Genomic DNA, 22,222 nt, shown 5'->3' with positions numbered 1-22,222 from the left:
CCAATGGAAAAAATGAAAAAATTAGTTTATCAAGAAAAACCTAATGTTAAACAAATTGGTGAATATGAAACAGAATTTGTTTTAGAAGGTTTAGAAAGAGGCTATGGTAACACACTTGGTGTTGCTTTAAGAAGAACTTTACTTTCAAGCATTACATCACTTGCACCTTTCGCAATTCGTATTGAAGGTGTAGAACATGAATTCCAAACAATTAAAGATGTTGTAGAAGATGTTCCAAGCTTAATTATGAATCTTAGAAAAGTGCGTTTCTCATATCGGCCAGAAGTAATTGCTGACAATGAAATTGTTAAAGTTACATTAAATTCTGAAGAAAAAGGTGTAATTCACTCTCGCTATTTAGAAGTTAAAAACCAAGCAGGTATTGAAGTTATTGATCACAACTTACATATTGCTGAAGTTATGTCAGAAAATGCTCTTAAATTAGAAATCTTCCTTCGTCCAGGACGTGGTTTCATGTCATACGAAGAAAACAAAGTATTTTTAAGTAAAAAAGAATCAGAGTTAGAAACAGATATTAAAAAAGGAAAATTCATTGCTGTTGATTCAAACTTTTCACCAATTGAAAAAGTTCGTTACAACGTAACTGAATTAAACTCATCTTCAAATAAAATTGAAGAAAGACTTGAATTTGTTATCAAAACAGATGGAACTGTAAAAGCAAAAGATGCATTAAGAACAGCTAGTGAGATTTTAATTGCTCACCTTCAAGTTATTGGTGATGTTGAGAATATGTCAAGAGTTGATTTATTCGAAGAAGAAATCAAGGAAACAGAAAGTAAAGATGAGCAAGATATTGATATTACAGAACTTAATTTATCTGTACGTTCATTAAACGCTTTAAAAAGAATTAAAAGAACCAAACTTAGTCAAATTGCTTCAATGAAATATGAAGAACTTGAACAAACTAAGAATTTAGGAAAAAAATCAATCCAAGAAATTGTTGATAAACTTAAAGAACACGGTTACGAATTAAAAGAAGGAGACGAATAATATGGCGAACCCAACACAAATTTATTCACGTGATACAAAATGAAGAAATGGTGTAATGCGTTCTTTAGTTAGTGAACTTTTTGCAAACGGTAGAATTACAACTACTGTTACAAGAGCGAAAGAAGTTAGAAGACACGCAGAAAGAATGCTTACTAAAGCAAAAAACCCAACTTTAGCAAACAGAAGAATTGTTGCTGGATATCTACGTCCAATTCAAGCAAAAAACGGTCAAGAAGTACTTAAATTCTTATTTTCAGAAATTGCACCTAAATACGCTGAAAGACAAGGTGGATACACAAGAATTATTAAATTACCAAAACGTCAAGGTGACAACACACGTATGGCAATCATTGAATTAGTTTAATCCTATTTTCAAGCTTTAATAACCAAATAATTTTAAATAAAAACAAAAATTCTACCTCGGTAGAATTTTTCTTTTGACTTTTGCTATATAATTTTAAACATGAAAAAACAAAAAGTTAGGAAAATAGGTTTTTTTGCTTCATTAGCAATTAGCGTCTCTTCCGTAATTGGGATTGGGATCTTTTTTAAAAATATTAGTATTTTTAAAAATCAAGTAATTGCAAGTGCAAGTAATCCACCAATTTCACAATTTAGTATTTATAGTTTTCTTTTAGTTTGAATTTTAGGAGGTTTAATTTCATTATTAACTGCTTACTGCTTTATTCAGGTTGGTAAATCTCATAATTCTAAGTCAGGTTTAGCAGGTTGAATTCGTCATTTTAGCTCACCAATTCAGGGAAACATTGCTAAAGTGGCTCATGCTATTTTTTATTACGGAATTTTATGTAGTATTTTACCAATTTTATCAACAGAAATGATTTTTCAAGCAGTAGCGACAATTCGAGGTATTTCGGTTGAACAAATTCCATTTATTTATGTAGTTTTAACCGGAATCTTTGTTTATTTAGCAATTTTAGCCATTAACTTTTTGGCTTTAAATGTGATGGTCGCAATTCAGAAGTTTTCATTCTTTTTTAAAATTGTGCCACTTGCAATTGCGATTATTATTGCTTTTGTCGGTTCAGCGACAAATCCAACAATTAATACTACAACACCAAATTTAGGAACTGAATATGTTCCTTCAACACATGGATTTAATTGAAGTGGTCTCTTTTTATCACTTCCAATTGTTCTTTTTGCTTTTGATTCATTTTTATCAATTGGAAATTTAGCTAGTGATATGGCAAAACCAAAACAAATTCCACTAGTATCTGTTTTGACAATAGTAATTGCAGCTGTTATTTATTTTTTAATTTCATTAGGAGTTGGACTAACAGGATATCCAAATGTTGTTCAAATTTTTTCAATTATTGTTAAAAACAAACCGAATTTAGTTAAAGGTCTACAAATTGCCATTTATTTACTACTTGGAGTTAGTGGTTATTTTGTATGTAATTCAATTTCATTAGCAACATTAAGAAGTCATCAAGCTTTAGTTGAGGAAAAACAGATTCTTGGTTATCAATGATTACACAAATTAAATCTTAAAAAATCAGGTTTAGGCGGATTAGTTTTACAACTTATCTTCTACTTTGGTTTTATTTTGATAGTAGGCTTAATTAGTATTTTCACAAAGCAAGACTCGATTTTAGATGCTCTGACTAATTTACCAGTTACAATCTTTTTCTTGGTGTATGCTTATGCAATATTTTTGGCATGAAAAGATTCAATTAAACAACAAAAAGAGGCAAGTACAATTTTTAAAATTGTTGCCCCAATAACCATTCTTTTAATTGCATTTATTATGGGTTTTGATCTTTTTTACAAAAATCTTTACTTGTTAATTCAAAAACAACCAAGTAATAGTGGAGTATTTTATCCATATCCAAACTGAACATATTTTATTGAAGGAATTATTTTTTGAACAGTTTTAGCAATTTTTATTATCTTTTTAGTTTTAAATTATTTTATTGTTCGAAAAAATCATAAAAAAGAACAGTGACAAGATTTTAACTCACTTGCTTTTGGAAATTTCCTTGCAAATAATAACCATACTAATTAATATTAAAATAGGAGTTATAACTCTTGTTTTAATATTTTTTTCTACACCAATGATTTGATCTATCAAGTCCTTATGAAATTAATTTGCAAAATGAAAAATTTCACAAAAAAAAAAAAAAAAGAAACCAAAAATTTATAATTTATATGTAAAAATGAATAACTCAAACTAATGTTATAATAATATGTTATTTATTTTTTTATTAATTTTAGGGAGATAGAAATGATTAGAGCTAGAAAAAATAAGATTCTAAAATCAATGCTTGTGCTTGGAAGCTCTATAATGGGTGCGATAGGGATTAGTTCTATCGTTTTTCATTCTCGTGCAAAATCAGATATCGAAGAAAAAACAAGTTTAGGTGAACGGGTAGTTGAACCAATTTTATCAGATCACATTAATATCATTATTAAACCGCAATTTAATTCATTAAGCGACGTTAACGTTATTTTAGATGAAATTGAAACAACAGTGGAATTTCATTATGGAGAAGAAATCATTGGTCAACGCTTGAAATTTAAAACTAAGAAAAATCAAGAACTAAAATACAACATTGCAAAAGATATTCCCGAAGGATATATGCTTGTCCCTGAACTTTATCCAAAAGGTAGCGATATTGTTTTAAATCCTGGTGAATTAAATATTATTCAAATTCAACCAATTAAACAAGCTCAAAAAACAACTTTTAGATTTATTGATATAGCTAATAACCAAGAAGTGGGAACACCTGTTATTTTAGATTTAGAAGATTTTAACCAATTTAATTTAATGACTTATTTACCAGAAGGGTACCAATTACCTAAAAATCATGAAGCTCCTGAACTTGTTTTAGGAAAAGTGAATGACATTTTGGTTGATAAAATCCACAAAGAATATACTACTTGAATTTTATATAAGTTACATGATAATGCTCAAACATTAATTCATAAACAAAAAGTAATCACAATAGATGATCAAAAAATTCATCCATCACTTTATATTCCGCAAGGTTATGAATTTGAAGCTCAAAGTATTCAACCGCAACCAATTGAGGAACTTGAACACAAAAATGAATATACATTTTTCATTAAAAAAACACAAGTTAAACATACTACAACTTTTATCTTTAAGTATCAAGGTCAACAAATTGGTGATTTACAAAAAATTATCACTTATGGCGAAGTTGGAATTAGTTTAGAGCAAATCAAAAAACTCAAACCAAAAGCTTATGAAATTAGTTCTAGTTATGATGCAAATTCAATTAAATTTGATCAAACAAATATTGTTCCATTAGATAAAATTCGTGAAAAAGATTTAACAAGATTTATTTTTAAAACAGTAGATAATCAAATTATTAAAAACATTTTATTTGAAGAATTTAAAGATGTTACTTTAACTATTGAACAGTTTTTACCACAAGATTATAAACTAGCTCCTGAGAATACTAAAAGAGATATTAGTAGAGGTAAAACGGATAATACAAACACCTATCTTGTTGAGTTAATTAATAAACCTCCAAAACCTGAACCAATTCCTGAAAAACCCAAACCTGAGCCAGAACCTGTTCCTACTCCTGAAAAGCCAGTAGAACCTAAACCAGTTCCACCTGCTCCGAAAAATAATACTTCTAACAAATTAAGTAAGGAAGAAATTAATAAAATTATTCAAGCTGGTGGTTCAACAATTGATGCTCGTGCTCAAAGGTATGATAAACCATCAACTATGCCAGTTGTTGAGGGAGCAAAATTAAGTGGAGAAATTTTAACTGCTCAAAAACAAAAATTAACTAATATGCGTGCATTAGTTGCAAAAATTAGTAGTCCAAATTATACTTTTAACGCTGAAGATTTACGTAAAGTTTATAGTAATCTCTCAGATGCTGAATTAGGTAGATTGGTTAAATACTTAAATGGTGCAACTTTAAAAGAATTAGGTACAGTTAGTGCTTTCCCAATGGCAGATTTAACAACTGAACAACAAAAAGAAAGTTTAAAAAATCAATTAAATGCAATGCTTGAAGATGCTGATAAATATTTAGCAGAAGGAAAAATTTTAGTTTTCGGAAATAGTTTTGTCGATCTTAATCCAAGATGAGGTTTCCCAAGCGATGATTATAATCCTGCTTTTGTTAGAAACAAAGAGCTTAATTTAAAACGTGGTCTCGCTAACTCAGGAAACAACGCAAAATGAGGACGTAACGGAAGTCAACTTGGAAATGGTGACTATTATGGTTGAAAGAAAAAATCATTATGGAAAGATCCTAAATATAAAACAAAAACTAATCCAGAATGATCTTTTGGTTCAGATAATCGAACCTTTATTGGTGGTAGCGGAATTACAACTATGGAATATACAGCTACCGACGATAATGATGCAGGTAAAAAACAAGGTAAACAATTAATTACTTTCATGGATGCATCAAATCCACAAGCGGTGCAAGATATTATTGAATACCTTAAACAAAGACCTGAAATTTCGGGATTATTTATCAAAAATATAGGTACTAAAAATCCAGAACAAGATATTAGTGAAATTTTAAGAGATATTCCAAGTTCAATCAATAAATTAACTTTAATTTTTGATACTGAAAAAATGGCCGGAATTTCTTACTTAAAAAACAAACACTTTGCACAAGTTGAATTAGGAACAAGTATCAATAATGTTGATGATAACTTAGGAGATATGAGCAATAGACCATTTATTTATGGTTGAGGAATTGACCCAATTATTTTTCAACATACAGATTTTGTTGCTCACGATTGAACTGCTACAAAAGGATTTGATAATTATCAATCAAGTCAAGTCCAATATGGTCCAATTCAATTTAATATAATTCGTCCAAGTGCAGATTCTAGTTTTGAGGAAGTGAAAAAAGCCTTTGATATTGTTTTAGAAACTCATAAAGATTGAAGAATCTTCAATGGAGAACATGGAGATCAAGGTTGACCAATTAAAATTGATCTTTCTGAAACAAAATTAAAATCTTTAAAAGATATTAATCTTTATAAACATAAATTTAGAGTATTAAAACTTCCTTCAAGCGGAACAACATTTACACTTGATATTTCAGATTTAGGTGCTAGTCAATATAGTGCAATTTTAGCGGACTGAGGACCTAATGAAAAACCAAAGATTTTATTTGGAAATGATAGAACAACTAAAATTCATTTTAAAGGAAATGCTAGCGATTTTAGTGGGAAATGAGCTAAGGAGCTACAAGGTTTCTTAACTGGTGTAGTAAATAACACCAACATTCGAACAATTGTTGTTGATAACGATGATGTTCTACAAATTTTAAAAGGTTCACCAGCTTGGGATTCAAGATTCCAAATTAGAACCGCTTTAGAAGAAGAAAGAGGAGGTGGATTTGACTTCGATTAAACAAACAAAACAACCTAGTTTGACAAAAAATAAAACTTTAAGTTTTGTCGCTTCGGGAGTTAAAGGTTTTACACTACTAATTTTTCTAGGATTAATCTTATTTACTTTATTTAGCCTAGATAAATTAATTGGTAGTCAAGTAAATACCAACAATAAAAGTTACTTAGGATTTGCTAATTTATTTAATTTTAGTAACTTAATTTTTAAAAGTAGAAACTTTGCAGTTCTTTATACATTAATTATTTTTAATTTTACTTGAATGTATGCATTATATAGTTCGTATCGACTTTGAAGATATTCACTTAAATTTAAGTACACATTATTTTTAATTTTGAGTTTTTGAATACTAGCTTTTATAACTTTTGGTTTTATGTTTTGAAAACCAATTGGATTTGAAACTAAACCAATTTTCTTATTATATGAAGCGGTACCTTTTTTAGTTACTTTATTAATTAATTTTGGTTTAGAATTATTTATTTTTATCAGAACTAAAAAACAAACTCCATCCTAAACTAGGACAGAAAAAATTAACATTCCTTCGAATGTTCATTTTTTATATTTTTAAAGGAGAAAAAATGGGTAAACATTTTACAGAAGAACAAGAAAAAGAAATTTATAATACATTTTTTCAATTAGGCAAAAAGTATGCAATTGAACTTATGTATAAATATGGTGCAAAAGCAAAAGATAAATATGTGAAAGCAAGATTACGAGGAATATTAAAACATTATAATTGTAATATGAATAAAAAACCAAGAAAGCCTGGAACCGGTAGGTCAAGAAAAGTGAAAGAACAAGATATAAATTGAGACATTTTTACACGAGAAGATTTAATTGAAATTGCAAAAAGATATAGAGAAATTACAAAAGATAAATTTAAAACAGAGAAAGTTCAAGAGGCATCAAATATTAATATGGCTTCGTATAAACTTGCTATTTTGTTGTATCTTTGTAGACAAACAATATCCAAACATAAAAGAAATAATTTTGCTCCTAAAAATAAATCCAGAAAAATAAAGTACCAAGACTTGATTATTGATTCATTTAAACAAAATAGATCTAAATATGGTAGACAAAAATTAAAATATTTTATCTTAAAGCACTATAAAATAGACATAAACGAAAGAACTCTAGGAAGATATATGAATGCCTTAGGTTTATTTTGCAATATCAGAAAAAGAAAAAAATTAAAAGAAGTAAAGAACACATCTATCATAAAAGAAAACATTGTGAATAGAGATTATAACGATGTATATAACAGAAATATATATGCTACTGATGTAACATATCTCCCAGCGACAAAAGATGCGATAAACAATAATGTTTATCTTTCAGTAGTGATTAAACATAAAACTAAAGAAATAATTAGTTTTTCTCTTTCCAAATTTAATGATTCAAAATTAATTTACAAAACATTTGAAAATGTTGATTTTGAAAAAAGTTTTATACTACATTCAGATCATTGCTCAACTTATACATCTGATGATTTTTCTCGTTTTATTCAAAATAAAGGTGGAATAATTTCACTTTCAAAAGTGGGAAACAGTTTAGATAATAGAGTTGTGGAATATTGATTTTCAAATTTAAAAACTGAATTAATTAGAGATTTAAATATCAAAGCTATGACTTTGAGTGAACTAGAAAAAGTAATATCTAATTATGTTAATTGATACAACAAATTTAGAATTCAATCATGTCTAAATTGAAAAACCCCATACGAATATAGTATGGGGCTATCCAATTTGATAAATTGTTAATTTTTTCTGTCCTAGTTTATCCTATTTAGTTTTTATTAAAGTTCGTTTTATTAGTTTTGTTTTTAAAGTTTTATTAAGTTTAACTGCTTTTGCTTTACTTTCAATTTTAGTAATTAAAGCAGAAAGTATTGATAAATTATTTACTGATCAAAACCAAAATTACAAAATGTTAGATAGTGCTTTAAACACAGAAAACAAAATGAGCTTAATTTACATTACCTTAATTGTTTTTGCATTTGTAATTGGTTTTGGAGGCAGTTTTTACGCAACATATTTCAATAAACAAACTAAACGCAAATCACTAATTTTAGAAATTTTTGCTTTTGCTGCATTTGGTCTTTTAGCAACATTTATTTATTTAAGTGCTAAAATGCCAATTTCATACAAAAGTGCAGGAATTATTGTTAAATCAAATATCGATCACTTAAATTATGGATTATTCTTTATTGTTGCACTTCTTTTATTAATTTGTTATTTTGCAATTGCAAAATATGTTGTTGATAAAAGAAATCAAATGAATTTTAGAGAACTTTTAATTTCGATTTTTGCTTTCTTTCTCTTTTTAAGTTTTTTAATTTTCGGAATTGGAGCAAATTCTAGATTTAACCAAAATATCATTAGTTTAGGTGTTGTTCTTTTCTTGGTAGGATTTATGATTCTTACTAAAATTATCTTTAAAAGAATTTCTATAAAGATTAAATTCATTCTTAGCATTTGTTTTATTTTATTTGGTGCTATTTTAATTGTTGATGCTTTAGATTTATTAATGAGTGCAAACCAAAATAAATTGTTATCTTCAATCTATTTAACTCTTGACTTACATAGTCTTTTAGTTTTAGTAGTTTTAGCATTTATCTTTGTAGTGATTATTGTTCAAATCGCAAAATGAGCTTATTTATTCTATTTAGTCAAAAAAGTCGAAAAATATCAAGCTCAAAACAAAATAAAGGAGGTTCATTAATATGTTCTTTTTCAAATCAAAACCTAAAAACGCATTAACAGATGCACAACAAAAATATCAAAACACAATTTACCGTAATTTTAATGAATATAAAAATAGTCCGGAATTAATTAGCTATGAGTCTTTTATCAATCAGTGATTATTAGAAAGTAATTACACTAAAAATGATCCAATTGTAGTTGAACTTCTTGAACAAATCAAAGATTATTTAGCTTCTAAAAACGAATTACGTTTTCAAAGTTTTGTTATCTCATTTGATCGCAATTTAAGCTTTAGTCTTGAAAATTTAGTTCCTTGCATCAAAGCTGAAGTTAATTCAAATTTAAAAACACTTAATTTATCGCTTAGTGATAATCCAAATAAAAATTATTTACTTAAAAATTTAAATCATCTTTTAAATTCACTTTTATTAAAAAAACTGGCTGTTGAAATTTATCCTAATTTAATTGTTACTTATAATCAAGAAATTAATAAGTATTCTCTTTTCTTTGGTAAAGAATTTAATTAGTTATGCATGTTAAAAAAATCAATGCAAAATTAAACAGTCTTAATAAATTAATGAAAATTGTCGAATCAAGAAAAAATATTACTTTAATTAACATTTTAAAATTATCACAACGAATTAATCATTTTTATCATCATGCATTAAGTTCACGTCAGTTAATTGAGCAATTACAAAGTGAAGTTGCAACTAATGATGAATTATTTGATGAAGGATTTCTTCGTAAAATCTTAAACAAAACACTTGCTAAAAAACAAAATTCTAATTTTGAAAATTCAATTTGAATTTATGTTACAGAGGAAGAACAATATTCTACTAACTCATATTTTAAGCATGAACAATTTTTAAGTCAAAACATCAAGAAAAATGACTTACTAATTACAATTGGTCAAAGAGCAATTAATTTTGCTTTAGAAAATAAATTCAATGTTATTTTTGAATATCCAGAAAATAATGTTGAAGTTCTTTCGGAAGTACTTCCTAATTTTCTTGAATATTATCTTCAACAATTTTCATTTTATAATGTTAAATTCATTATTAACTCAACAAAATTAAAAGGTAACTTTTTTGAAGTTTTACCAATTAATAAACTTAATTTTGAATTACCGACTAAAAAAGAAATTAATTTAAATTTAAATTTTAAGAAAATGAAAATTTATCCAAGTGTTGATGAATTTATTAGTTCTGAATTAAACTCATATTTAACTTATATTACTTTAACTTTACTGAGTGAATCTTCTTTAATTTATTTAAAGTATAAATTAGTTGCTGAAAATCAAAAAATTCATGATCTTGAAAAGAAATTTAAGCAAATGCGTTTAAAAATGTTGCGTGGAAAACGTGAACTTGAAGTTGAACAATTGTCACTATTAAGTAAGAAAAAAGATTTGTTACATTCTGAGAAGAAACTAGTAGTTCAAGAGGAGCAACATGATTAATTTAAATTTAATTACAAGTAGTGGTGAAAAAACTGCTTTAAAAATTGAAAGTTTTGAAATTAATAATCAATTAAAAGATAGCTGACTTAATTTTAAAAATGATTCAATTTTAAGCTTACCAAAAATGTTTTGTCGTTTTGTTGTTTCTAATTTTCAAGGTCAAAAACAAACTTATTATGCAATTTTAAGAAATGCACTTGCGATTTATCAAAATCAAGAAATTAATTTAAGCTACAAAGGTGAGGTGAAATTTTACTTACAAGAAACAATTGAGAAAAAAGTATTTGAAGCCGACTTAAAAGAGCTGAAAAAAATCAAAACAGAAGCAAAGATGTTGCATGCTTTAATTGATAACAACTTATCATTTCAAGATGTTTTACATTTAAATAATTTAGAAAATATTTTATTTGATAAAGAAGCTGAAGTGAATTTTTCATTAGTTAGAAAGGAAGTGCAATGAAACTCAGAAGAAAATATTTAAATTTAATTTTAGGTTCTGCTAGTCCGATAGTTGCTCTGCCTTTTGCTATTTCAGCTGGTGATTCAAATTCAACAACAGAAAATAATTCAAACTCAAATACTAATACCGGAAATACTACAACAGACGGTAATGCGAATCCTGCTCAACCAACCAAACCAAAAACAGTTGATAAAGATTTTCCAAAATTTAAAGATGAACTAGCAAAAATTCAAAATACAAAGCTAGGTGAAATTATTGACGCAAAAGTTAAAGAACTTCGTAAATTAGCCGGAAATCTTTTGAACTTAGATGACGAAACAGTTAATAAGAATCCACAAACAATTGTACAAGCTGTTTATCTACAAAAAGTTGCTGATTATCTTGAAAAACAAAAAGCAGAAATTATTAAAACACCAGATCAATATGGGATAGATATTACTTTCCCGAAAGTTTTAGCATATAACGAAAAATTTTATGAAGCTAATATTGGTTATGATGGAACAAATTATTCAAACACTAAGTTCGGAATTGAAGCAGGCACAAATTATGGAAATTCAGAATTTTCAAAAGGAGAAGTCGAATCAGAAAGCATTAATAACTTAACTTTAATTGAATTTCAAGACAAAGTTAATGGTTATTTTGATCAACTTTCAGCAAGCTTTTCTGATATTTTTTACAATGATCAAGATGTACCGGTTTTAAAAATTACTGATGAAGCAAATGCGAATAAATATGCTTTAACAACTTTACAATTTAACGAAAATCATGATGGTGTAGAAATTACTTTACCAGAGAATTATAAAAGTTGAAATGAGTATATTCGTGAAAAGATTTTACATCGTTTTCTTTCATTTGACTTACTTCAAAATTCAAATGATCAAGATGATGAAGATAATGTTCCAACAGTTCCAATTATCGATGAGCCAATTGAAGATCCACTTGAAAACACAAGTGAAATTCAAAATGTACCAAATCTGAAACCATTTGTATCATATGAATTTTATGATTCATTAGTACCAGAAAATTATCAAACTTTTGTTGATGAATCACAAAACAATCCAATTTTTACAAATAATAAATTTAAATTTGCTAACTCTATTTTTACTCGGTATGAATATAAAATCTTAGACCTTAGAGTTGAAGGTGGAGTATTGCTTGCAAATGTTCAAATTAAAGATCGGATTAATACAGAACTTCAAAGAACTTACTCAACTGCTGTTGAAAAATTCGCAACTAAAAAATACACAAAAAGTGCTGAAGCAGCTTATGACTTACTTCAAACAACTTTCAAAAAATTCTATGATGCACTAGGTATTGGCGAAACTATGCGTCTTAAAAAAATCGGAAGTGATACTGTTATTATGGCTGTTTACAATATGATTGTTGAAGCTCAGAGATTAATTGACTTACCAGAGTTCCAAGAAAAACTTAAAAATTTAATTACTCTTTATCAAGATACAGTTCAAAAACCACAAGTAACAGATTCTAATTATAAAAAAGCAATTTTAAATCTCTTTTTAGGTTCACTAGATCGGATTAACTTAGATTTTGAAGATGTTATTTATGGTTACTTTGAATATCTTTCTGAATCATATCGAACTTTATATAGTCGTTTCTTACAACTTTTAAATTCTGAAAGTCGTCAAATTGCAATTAAAAATAATTTCGCTTACTTTAAATATGATTTAAAAGTTTATGAAAAAGGATTTAATATTATCGAAAAAGATATTGATTTAATTAAAGGGGTTAATAACTCACCTTATTTTACAATCGAAGAAAAATATAACATCTTATTACTTTTTGTAACACAAATTCAAAAACTTTTAATTAATTTAAGTGTTTTAAGTATTGATGAAGTTCTTGCTCAGCCAGTTGGTGATAATCAAAATCAAGAACTTGAAGCTAAAAAACAAAGCTTTAATAAACTAGGACAATAAAAATTAACATTCCTTCGAATGTTAATTTTTTATATTTTTAAAGGAGAAAAAATGGGAAAACATTTTACAGAAGAACAAGAAAAAGAAATTTATAATACATTTTTTCAATTAGGTAAAAAGGATGCGATTGAACTGATGTATAAATATGGTGCAAAAGCAAAAGATAAATATGTGAAAGCGAGATTACGAAGAATATTAAAACATTATAATTTTAATATGAATAAAAAACCAAGAAAGCCTGGAACCGGTAGGTCAAGAAAAGCGAAAGAACAAGATATAAATTGAGACATTTTTACACGAGAAGATTTAATTGAAATTGCAAAAAGATATAGAGAAATTACAAAAGATAAATTTAAAACAGAAAAAGTTCAAGAGGCATCACATATTAATATGGCTTCGTATAAACTTGCTATTTTGTTGTATCTTTGTAGACAAACAATATCCAAACATAAAAGAAATAATTTTGCTCCTAGAATTAAATCCAGAAAAATAAAGTACCAAGACTTGATTATTGATTCATTTAAACAAAATAGATCTAAATATGGTAGACAAAAATTAAAATATTTTATCTTAAAGCACTATAAAATAGACATAAACGAAAGAACTCTGGGAAGATATATGAATGCCTTAGGTTTATTTTGCAATGTCAGAAAAAGAAAAAAACTAAAAGAAGTAAAGAATACATCTGTCATAAAAGAAAACATTGTTAATAGAGATTATAATGATGTATATAACAGAAATATATATGCTACTGATGTAACATATCTTCCAGCGACAAAAGATGCAATAAACAATAATGTTTATCTTTCAGTAGTAATTAAACATAAAACTAAAGAAATAATTAGTTTTTCTCTTTCTAAATTTAATGATTCCAAATTAATTTACAAAACATTTGAAAATGTTGATTTTGAAAAAAGTTTTATATTACATTCAGATCATTGCTCAACTTATACATCTGATGATTTTTCTCGTTTTATTCAAAATAAAGGTGGAATAATTTCACTTTCAAAAGTAGGAAATAGTTTAGATAATAGAGTTGTGGAATATTGATTTTCAAATTTAAAAACTGAATTAATTAGAGATTTAAATATCAAAGCTATGACTTTGAGTGAACTAGAAAAAGTGATATCTAATTATGTTCATTGATACAATAAATTTAGAATTCAATCATGTTTGAATTGAAAAACCCCATACGAATATAGTATGGGGCTATCCAATTTGATAAATTGTTAATTTTTTCTGTCCTAGTTTATTAAAGAATCTTATTTATTGGTTAAAAATACCTCTCCTGTTGGAACTAAATCAAAGAAAAATGCACTTTTAATTCCTGCGACAATTTCTCTATTTATTGTATCGTTAGGAACATTACTTTCTGCATTAATTATCAAATTAAAGAAATCAAATAAAATCAAATTCAATAAAAAACTTAAATGAGCAATCGCTGGAATTTCAATTTCAACCTTGATCGGTGCAATTGCTTTACTTATTACAATCATTTTAGGAGGAATGTAATGAAAAATCCTGTTATTACAGCTATTTTCGATTACGTGATTGAGTTATCGGGAAAATATAATTACAAACAAAATCAAATTTTCAAATTAAAAAATAAAGACTTAGAAGTTCATATGTTGTTAATTTCTGCAACAGGAGATAAAGCATATTGCCTTGCAAGTAAAGGTCTTGGTGAAATTATTGTTGGCCAAGAAGTAAGCGAACTAAAAGCAAGTAACTTAGCAAAAACACCACTTGATGTTTATGGGAAAATTATCGACATCAATTCACAAGTTCTTTTCCCACAAGATGCAACCTTAGGAAGTGAAAGCTACCAAGTTGAACATGAAATTTTTAATTCAAATAACAAACTTTTAGATTTCCGTCCATTATCAGAACAACTTTATACAGGATACATTAATATTGATCTTTTAATTCCGATCGGAAAAGGGCAAAGAGAATTAATTATCGGTGATCGTAAAACAGGAAAAACATTTATCGCATTAAATACAATTATTAATCAAAAAGGTAAAAATGTTAAATGTATTTACGTTTCAATCGGTCAGCAAAAAGAACAAGTGTCAGCTGCTTATAAAATTTTAAAAGACAATGGGGCTTTAGATTACACCTTTATTATTGACGCTTCTTCAAGTAGTCCATATGAACAATATTTAGCACCATATGTAGCGATGGCTCATGCTGAAAATATTTCAATGACAGATGATGTTTTAATTATTTTTGATAGCTTAACTAACCATGCGAATGTTGTGCGTGAAATCGCCTTATTAATTAACAAACCAGTTGGTAAAGAAGCCTTTCCAGGTGATATGTTCTATACTCACTCTAAATTATTAGAAAGAAGTGGGAAATTTTTAGGAAGAAAATCAATTACAGCCTTACCGATTATTCAAACTATTGAAAATGATATTACATCATTAATTGCTTCGAATGTTATTTCAATTACAGACGGTCAAATTGTAACTAACTCGGATTTATTTGCATCAGGAAAAATTCCGGCTGTTGATATTCAACTTTCTGTAAGTAGAATTGGTGGTAATGTTCAAAAACCATATATTGCCAAAGTAGCTTCTGAAATTGGAAAATTATATAAATCATATAAGCGTCAAATTAATTTAGCTTCATTAAAATATGATTTAAATGATAGTTTAAAGACATTATTATCAAATGGTGCGATTGCAGAAAGTATGTTTATTCAAAAAGGTGTATCAAGTTATTCAGAAGAAGTAATGTTTTTAACTTCAAAATTAGTAACTTGAGGAATTTTAAACGGAATTAGTGATATCCAATTAGCTTTAAAATTTATCGATCTATTCATTCATCATGATAAATTAGCTTTCCAAATTTTCCAAAATTTATTAGCTAATAAACAAAAAAGTGATGAACTTGCTCGTAATTTCTTCAAGTTTGCACTCTTTGAATTTGCAAAAGCAAATAATTTAAACTGAAATATTGAATTAAATTCAAAAGAAGAATTTACACCAATTGATCATGAATTAATTAGTAAAATTTCAAAATTATTAGTGGAGGTTAAATAATGAGTGCTAAATTAACTAAAATTTGAAGTGACGTAGTTGAAGTAACTTTTGAAAAAGAAAGCTTACCTAAAATCAATGTCGTTTTAAAAACTAAAAATGATACTAGTGTTCTTTTAGTGAAAAAAATCATTAATGAAAATCAACTTTTAGCAATTATTGTTAAAAGTGATGAAGATTTAATTATTGGACAAGAAGTTTATTCAACAGGTAAATCATTCCAAGTTCCAATTGGAGATAAAGCTAAAGGTCATGTTTTTAATGTTGAAGGTCTTTCATTAACTAATCCTGATGCTAAGTTAGATTATGTTGAAATGGATTCAACAATCACAGTTAATAGTGACTATTCATTTAGACCGGTTGTTTTAGAAACCGGAATTAAAGCAATTGACTTTTTCATTCCGATTCTAAAAGGATCAAAAATTGGTATTTTTGGTGGAGCTGGAGTTGGTAAAACCGTTTTAATGAAAGAAATTATTTTTAACCTTTCACAAAACCAAGAAAGAACCTCATCTATTTTCATTGGAGCTGGAGAACGTTCAAGAGAAGGGGTTGAACTTTTTGAAGATTTAACTAATTCAAACTTAATGAGCAACTCAACTATGTATATTGCTCAAATGAACGAAAGAGCTGGTTCAAGAATGTCAATTGTACCAGTTGGTATTACAGCTGCTGAATATTTAAGAGATTCAAATAAAGAAAATGTTTTATTATTTATTGACAACGTTTTCCGTTTCTTGCAAGCTGGAAGTGAAACAGCTGTTTCACTTGATAAAAAGACATCAATTGGTGGATACCAAGCTACTTTAAATACTGAAATTTCAGAAGTTGAAAACCGTTTATTCACAAACGAAAATGGTGCTATCACAAGTTTTCAAACTGTTTTCTTACCAATGGACGACCTTTCAGATCCATCAACAGTTGCTGTTTTCAGTCACTTAAATGGATCATTAGTTCTTTCTCGTGATGTTGCTTCAAAAAACATTTATCCTGCTTTTGATCCACTTGAATCTTCTTCAAATAGTGTCGATCCTGCAATTATCGGAGAAAGACACTATAATGCTATTGTGGAAGTTAAAAAAGTATTCCAGAGATACAAAGAACTTGAAGATGTTATTTTAATTCTAGGTATTGATGAACTTGATGAAGATTCTAAAATTATTGTTAAGAAAACATTACAGTTACAAAACTTCTTTTCACAATACTTCTTTATGACAGAACATTTTACACATGAAAAAGGAGTTTTTGTTCCTTTAAAAGAAACAATTAAGTCTGTTGAAAGAATTTTATCTGGGGAATTTTTAGAAGTTCCTGCTCATGAATTTTTATACATTAAATCTGTTGATGATTTAAAAATTGAAAATTTAGATAAGGAGTAATTATGAAAAAAGTAAAGAACAAGTTTTTATTACTTTTTGGACTAGTTCCATTTGCTACGGTTTTAGCTTCAGGAGCCTGCCAACCTGCAATCAAAAAGGAAGAACCTAAACCAGTTAATCCAGGAGATAATGAAAATGGTGGAAGCAATGAAAATGGAAGCGAAAACCAAAATGGTGGAGGAAGTAGTGAAAACCCAGGTGAAAATCCAAGCAATCCGATTGTAATAGATGAGGATACATTACATATTACAACAAACGATCTAAAATATAGCATAACACCAGAAAATGCAAAAGTTATTAATGAATATGTAGATGATGAAGTTGATTATTTCAATAGATTAGCACAACAATTTCCTCCTAAAATTGCTCAAAATTTCAAAACTCAAAATATCCAAATCATTAACGCTTTCAATGAGCAATCTAAAAATAGTTTTCAACCTTACTACATTGATTCTTACTTAAAAAATTATTCATTACCATCAGGAAATAACAAAATTAAAATCAATCCTATTCGAGGTACTTTTAGACAATACTACCGTAAATCAACACCAGGTGATAGAGGAACAGCGAGAAAATTAGCAAATGAAAATTACAAGCAAATTGCTTTAGAGTCTTATTCAATTATTTTTCATAATGACAATGAATTAATTAAAAATGATCCAGAACTTAAAAAAATGAATGTAAGTTCAAGTCAAAATTTCTTAGGTACTGCTTGAATTTTAGATTACCAACTTGATGAAACAGGTAAATATCCAACTAAGTGATATCTTGCGACAAACTTACACGTTGCAATGCCTTTCAAAAAAGTAGCCGGAAGCAATGATCCTTACTTAAATGAACCAAAATTAGAAGAAGAATTAAATGCTCAAAAATCATTGTTAATTCGTGAAAAAGAAATGGAAGAAGAATATAAACGTGATCAAGCATTAATCGAAAAATATAAAAAAGAGCAAGGTCCTAATTCTACAAAAGCAAAAGAATTAGAAAAGAAATATTCTACAGCAGATTTAAACAATCTAAGTCCATACATCATTGAATACAACAAAATCAAAAAGCAAATTAAACACATTGCGGATGAATTGCAAGGTAAAACAGTTAGTGTTGAATTAAATCATTTCACAAAATCAACACCAATTAATAAACTTTTAGAGACTACAAGCATGGATCCTAGTGTTGAAAAAATTTCTTTAGATCCTTCACAAGTTAGAATTGTTTACTTGGGAACAAACTTTTTAAGTCAATCACCAAAAGATTATCTTTCAAACCCGGAATTCCAAGGTGTTGAAGAAATGGCTGATTTTGCAGTTTTAGAAATTGATTTTGCAAAACCTAAGAGTGCAGATATTAATGCTGTTATTCGTAAGCAAATTACAGGTGGAACAAGTGAAGAAACAAAATACACAGATTATCATGAATTAGCAAAACAAATTACAGCAGGATACGCAGATTTACCTAGCGAACAACAGTCAAAACCTGCAACTTATAATGTTTTAACTGACTATGATAAATTAACTAAAGAAAAAGTAAATATTAATATCGATGGAACTTCAAAAGCAATTTCTAGAATTAATGTTAACTTTTTAGCACTTGGTTTCCCAAATGCAGATTCTGATCATACAATCAATCGTGATGCACTCCCACCAGCACAAAAAGTAACTTTAAAATTTACTTCTAGTTTATGAACTAATAAATCTTCTGATCCATCAAAAGGTATTGCTGAATATGGATATGGATTATCTAAATCATTAGCCTTTCGTAATTTTGTAGATAAACCAGGGATTACAGATATTACCATAACTTCTCCGTTAATTAAAGCGGAAACAAATGAAGCTTTTGATGTTTTAAATTTACGTGATAAAACAAGTCAATATCAAGGAAGATATTACATTAACTATGGTTTAGGTTATGTTCTTAATAGCTGACAACCAATGGCCGGAGCTTCTGGAAGTAGCGTCAGAGATATGTACAACAACATTTTGGGTATTTCTTATGCAACAGCGGATGCTCAAGGAATTTCGCAAGTATCACTTGCACAAGCTTTTAGAAGTAATGGACACAATTACAATAATCAATATGGTAGCTATAATTTAGAACAATACGATCTTATTTATGGTGGAGGTAAATACCAAATTTCTTCTTACCGTGAAAAATTAATGCAAATTTATGGTGGAAATTACAAAACAAAATTATTTAAACAAGGAACAAGTGTTATTCCTGAAGAATACAAATTTAAGGACTAACAATGCGTAAAAAATATAAAAAAATTTGATTAGGATTAATAGCAACTTCAATACCTTTTATAGCAACTTCTTGTTTCCAAAGTGTTTCTAAAAAAAATATTAATGGTTCAAAAGCAGATTTACCTTCTGACTTTAATATCATGGAAGTTGTGAATAAATTAAAATCTGATATTTATGAACTAAGAGATAAAATTGATCAATTAATTGAATTATTTGTGCAATATAATAAGTCACTTCCGGAATTTAGTGAAAAAATTAATAAATCTAAGCAAGAAAAAGAACAAATTGCAGTTAAAAAAGAAGAGTTAAACACTAAATTATTAGAATTAAACGAATTAATTAAAACTAAAATTAAACTTGCAGAAACTAAATCTTCAAATTCTTTAGAGCGTGAAGTTGTTAAAAAATTAAAAATTGAGGTTGACAATTTTGAAAACTTTCAAACAAATAATCAATCTTTAAAAGCTTTATTTTTAGAAATTGTTGAAAAAATCAAAGAGCGAAAAGGTGTTAGAGAAAAATTAAATGAAATTGATCAAGAATTTAATAGAATTAATAATCAATTTATTTATGCAAATTCCGAAAGAACCAATCGTTTAACTAAAATGCTTAGAATTGGTAATGAATTAAGGGATTATGAAACTGAAATTATTCAAAAAACTCAACTTGCAAAAATTTATGGATACGAAAATAATCTACCAACTATTCAAGTTGTAAGTTCAATTGAAAAAACTTTAAAAGATTTACCTGATTTTCCAAAAAAAGAAACTCAGCCAAAAGAAGAACCACCACTTGATCCGCTTCCAAATCATGATCCTACACCAACAGAGCCTCATGTTAATCCACAACCTCAACCACAACCTCAACCACAACCTCAACCACAACCTCAACCACAACCTCAACCACAACCTCAACCACAACCTCAACCACAACCTCAACCACAACCTCAACCACAACCTCAACCACAACCTCAACCACAACCTCAACCTCAACCAAATCCTGAACCTACAATACCAACTTTCCCTGGTTTTCCAAACTTTCCTATGTATGATATAAAAACCCATACATACCCAGAGTTTGCTTCACAATTTGAAGTAGTTGATCCTACAACAATTTATAAAGAAATTTATGATAGAACATTTGCCATAAAATATGATATTCTAGAAAATTCTTCAACAGGAAACACTCTTATTAGAGATGTTTCGCAAGGAACAGCATGATTAATTGACTATCATAGATATGAAGGTAATGGACAAGAAAATAAATATAAGTTATTTTTTGCAACAAATATGCACGTTTTAGATAAATTTTCTAATACTTTATCAGACGAGCTTTCTAAACAATTAAATTATGGAGATCCGTCATTAAATAAATTATCAACATTTAAATTAGGAAAAACGACAAATTATCCTTCTAATTTTGATTCAATTCCAAATAATTCTTATAAAAAACACATTCAAGAAAAAGGTGGAACTGTTGAATTTGTAGAAAACTGATCTTTAGGTGCATGGGAAGTCAAAATGGTTTTTGCAGGTTTAGACTTTATGAATAAAAATATTTATGATTTAAATCGTGTTGCAGAGTATAAAAAAGATTATAAGGAAAAAATAAGTGAACTTAATAGCAATATTGCTTCTCCGGAAGATCATGAAAGATATCAAAAAATGATATCTTATGTTGATAGTATAGATTACATTCCTTATTATGTGGATTTTGGTATTTTTGAATTAGATGTAGATTTAAATGTTCTTCAAGATGATTCAAAAGCAAAAGGTTGAATTCAAAAAGCAATCGCTGCGGTTGATTCATATGTTAAAAGAATGAAAGAAAAACGTAATCCAAACCGCAAAACAAGTGATTATCCTTTTATTGTTGCAGATTACATTTCAAAAGGTAAAAATTTATTAGCTTCAAGTGATTATTATGGTCAATATGATAATATTTCACTACCTAATATTAAGAATATTTATATTGGTGGATATCCACAATTAAATTCAAATACAAGTGCTCATTGAATGCAAAATAATCCACTTGAAAGAAATAATGAAGAAACTTCATATTTTAGATCACCTGAGAATAAAAAAGCTTTTAGTTATTCAACTAATGATTTTGAATCAAAAGTTTTAAATGATAATGTACAAATTTATACAAAGGTATGAAACCGTCCGTTACTTAGTTTTTATGGTTCTAATCAAAACATCAAATTCTCTTCACTTTATTATGGAGCATCAGGTAGTGTTGCTTATAATGAATTTGGAGAAATAGTTGGTATTTATAACAATGTAACAGGAGATGTAAACTATGGTGATCTTATGAAAAATGCAACAATTGCACCACTTGTGCAATCAGTTGATATAAGAAGCGAATTTAATAGCAATATCGTTTATGCTTATAACTTAATTGACGGAACAGATCAATTGCGTTTTCCAAAACAAACACATTCTTATAGACAAAACCTTCGTTTAATTTACAAAGGTGAAGAAGGTTTTGGAGATCGAAGTAAAAAAACAGCACTTTTCCCTGAAGGATTTTAGTGCTAGAAACACCTTAATAATTTAAGGTGTTTTTTAATTAATTTTTATATCATTAAATCCTGAGTTTCCAAGTTGGAAG

General features: G+C 27.7%; 17 protein-coding genes. 16 read left to right on the top strand and 1 reads right to left on the bottom strand.

All coding sequences use genetic code 4. The features are described from left to right. Positions 1–3: 3 nt before the first annotated feature. The 12 genes from EXC53_RS03630 to EXC53_RS03575 all read left to right on the top strand — a co-directional run bounded on the left by EXC53_RS03630 (position 4) and on the right by EXC53_RS03575 (position 14,179). On the top strand, positions 4–1,011 hold the full coding sequence (locus EXC53_RS03630) for a DNA-directed RNA polymerase subunit alpha (protein ID WP_119572110.1): 1,008 nt from the start codon (positions 4–6) through the stop codon (positions 1,009–1,011). Between the two features lies 1 nt (position 1,012). Continuing rightward, complete coding sequence (gene rplQ, locus EXC53_RS03625; protein ID WP_119572109.1) at positions 1,013–1,375, top strand: 50S ribosomal protein L17; 363 nt, start codon at positions 1,013–1,015, stop codon at positions 1,373–1,375. A gap of 99 nt (positions 1,376–1,474) precedes the next feature. Then, on the top strand, positions 1,475–3,037 hold the full coding sequence (locus EXC53_RS03620) for an APC family permease (protein WP_119572108.1): 1,563 nt from the start codon (positions 1,475–1,477) through the stop codon (positions 3,035–3,037). A gap of 219 nt (positions 3,038–3,256) precedes the next feature. Continuing rightward, complete coding sequence (locus EXC53_RS03615) at positions 3,257–6,391, top strand: putative immunoglobulin-blocking virulence protein (RefSeq protein ID WP_119572107.1); 3,135 nt, start codon at positions 3,257–3,259, stop codon at positions 6,389–6,391. Beyond that, the gene (locus EXC53_RS03610; protein ID WP_119572106.1) at positions 6,378–6,902 is read left to right on the top strand and encodes a hypothetical protein; all 525 of its coding nucleotides are present in this window, start codon (positions 6,378–6,380) and stop codon (positions 6,900–6,902) included. The genes EXC53_RS03615 and EXC53_RS03610 overlap by 14 nt, the downstream gene beginning before the upstream one ends. Before the next feature lie 31 nt (positions 6,903–6,933). After that, positions 6,934–8,148, top strand: a complete 1,215-nt coding sequence (locus EXC53_RS03605) for an IS3 family transposase (protein WP_129724679.1) — start codon at positions 6,934–6,936, stop codon at positions 8,146–8,148. Continuing rightward, on the top strand, positions 8,141–9,109 hold the full coding sequence (locus tag EXC53_RS03600; protein ID WP_408634284.1) for an MSC_0624 family F1-like ATPase-associated membrane protein: 969 nt from the start codon (positions 8,141–8,143) through the stop codon (positions 9,107–9,109). Before EXC53_RS03605 ends, EXC53_RS03600 begins: the two co-directional genes overlap by 8 nt. A gap of 1 nt (position 9,110) precedes the next feature. Then, the gene (locus tag EXC53_RS03595; protein WP_119572285.1) at positions 9,111–9,617 is read left to right on the top strand and encodes an MSC_0623 family F1-like ATPase-associated protein; all 507 of its coding nucleotides are present in this window, start codon (positions 9,111–9,113) and stop codon (positions 9,615–9,617) included. 2 nt (positions 9,618–9,619) lie between these two features. Then, on the top strand, positions 9,620–10,549 hold the full coding sequence (locus tag EXC53_RS03590; RefSeq protein WP_119572284.1) for an MSC_0622 family F1-like ATPase gamma subunit: 930 nt from the start codon (positions 9,620–9,622) through the stop codon (positions 10,547–10,549). Beyond that, a complete protein-coding gene (locus EXC53_RS03585; RefSeq protein ID WP_119572283.1) occupies positions 10,542–11,030 on the top strand; it encodes an MSC_0621 family F1-like ATPase epsilon subunit in 489 nt (162 codons plus the stop codon). Before EXC53_RS03590 ends, EXC53_RS03585 begins: the two co-directional genes overlap by 8 nt. Continuing rightward, on the top strand, positions 11,006–12,946 hold the full coding sequence (locus EXC53_RS03580; RefSeq protein WP_119572282.1) for an MSC_0620 family F1-like ATPase-associated subunit: 1,941 nt from the start codon (positions 11,006–11,008) through the stop codon (positions 12,944–12,946). Before EXC53_RS03585 ends, EXC53_RS03580 begins: the two co-directional genes overlap by 25 nt. 18 nt (positions 12,947–12,964) lie before the next feature. Next, the gene (locus EXC53_RS03575) at positions 12,965–14,179 is read left to right on the top strand and encodes an IS3 family transposase (protein ID WP_129724513.1); all 1,215 of its coding nucleotides are present in this window, start codon (positions 12,965–12,967) and stop codon (positions 14,177–14,179) included. A 29-nt stretch (positions 14,180–14,208) separates the two neighbouring features. Here EXC53_RS03575 and EXC53_RS03570 read toward each other — a convergent pair whose 3' ends face one another. After that, entirely contained in the window at positions 14,209–14,442 is a 234-nt protein-coding gene (locus EXC53_RS03570; protein WP_129724748.1) for a hypothetical protein, read from the bottom strand. A 15-nt stretch (positions 14,443–14,457) separates the two neighbouring features. Here EXC53_RS03570 and EXC53_RS03565 point away from each other — a divergent pair, with 15 nt between their 5' ends. Genes EXC53_RS03565 through EXC53_RS03550 form a run of 4 tightly spaced genes read left to right on the top strand, consistent with a single transcriptional unit; the run spans position 14,458 to position 22,143 of the window. Next, complete coding sequence (locus EXC53_RS03565; protein ID WP_119572190.1) at positions 14,458–15,993, top strand: MSC_0619 family F1-like ATPase alpha subunit; 1,536 nt, start codon at positions 14,458–14,460, stop codon at positions 15,991–15,993. Beyond that, positions 15,993–17,369: an MSC_0618 family F1-like ATPase beta subunit gene (locus EXC53_RS03560; protein WP_119572189.1), complete on the top strand. Its 1,377-nt coding sequence runs from the start codon at positions 15,993–15,995 to the stop codon at positions 17,367–17,369. The genes EXC53_RS03565 and EXC53_RS03560 overlap by 1 nt, the downstream gene beginning before the upstream one ends. 2 nt (positions 17,370–17,371) lie before the next feature. Beyond that, positions 17,372–19,609, top strand: a complete 2,238-nt coding sequence (mip, locus tag EXC53_RS03555; protein ID WP_119572188.1) for an Ig-specific serine endopeptidase MIP — start codon at positions 17,372–17,374, stop codon at positions 19,607–19,609. 2 nt (positions 19,610–19,611) lie between these two features. Continuing rightward, positions 19,612–22,143, top strand: coding sequence for an MIP family Ig-specific serine endopeptidase (locus tag EXC53_RS03550; protein WP_119572187.1), 2,532 nt, complete (start codon positions 19,612–19,614; stop codon positions 22,141–22,143). Positions 22,144–22,222 lie beyond the last annotated feature (79 nt).

It is taken from the genome of Mycoplasmopsis gallopavonis, from assembly GCF_900660635.1.
In the GTDB taxonomy this organism is placed as follows: domain Bacteria; phylum Bacillota_I; class Bacilli_A; order Mycoplasmatales; family Metamycoplasmataceae; genus Mycoplasmopsis; species Mycoplasmopsis gallopavonis.
This window is presented reverse-complemented; position numbering and strand designations above follow the sequence as displayed.